The 772-nt window shown below is 72.2% G+C and carries 1 protein-coding gene; it reads left to right on the forward strand.

Going from position 1 to position 772, the window contains the following annotated elements:
* On the forward strand, nt 1–772 hold a 772-nt coding region (locus AC01Y6_RS10725; protein WP_476671517.1), incomplete at both ends, for an LAGLIDADG family homing endonuclease.

The raw sequence follows: 772 nt of genomic DNA on the forward strand, positions 1-772 counted from the left end.
GTGCCGAGGCCCGTGGTGGCGGCCTTCCCGAGCGGAAGGGCCCAGGTCTACGCCCTCCGCACCGCCACGGGTAGGGTCCTGGAGGCCACGGCCAACCACCCCGTCTACACCCCTCGAGGGTGGCGGCCCCTGGGGGCCTTGGCCCCGGGGGACTACGTGGCCTTACCCCGCCGCCTGCCCTACCGGCCCTCGGCCCACCTCGAGGACCACGAGCTGGACCTCCTGGGCTTCGCCCTGGCCGAGGGGAACCTCCGCCATCCCTCCGGCTTCTACCTCTACACCTCCTCGGAGGAGGAGCTCGCCGCCATGGAGGAGGCCCTGAAGCGCTTCCCCAACACCCGCACCCGGGTGGCCTGGCGCCGGGGCGTGGCCCACCTCTACGTGGGCCGCGAGGACCGGAGGGCGGACTCCGGAGCGGTGGCCTTTCTCAAGCGGATGGGGCTTCTGGGCCTTAGCGCCAAGACCAAGCGCCTTCCCGAGGAGGTCTACCGCCTGCCGCCCGAGGAGGTGGCCCGCTTCCTGGGACGGCTTTGGACCGGGGACGGCGGGGTGCACCCCAAGGGCAGGCTCATCCACTACGCCACCGCCTCCTTGGACCTAGCCCGGGGCGTGCAGCACCTCCTCCTCCGCCTCGGGCTCCAGTCCCGCTTGGTGGAGAAGCGCTTCGCCGGGGGGCGAAAAGGGTATGGGGTCTACCTCCTGGGGGGCCTTGAGGCGGCCCACCGCTTCGCTGAGGCCCTAGGCCCTTACCTCTTGGGGAAGAGGCGGCAGG

The sequence above is a fragment of the Thermus sp. genome, assembly GCF_056332225.1.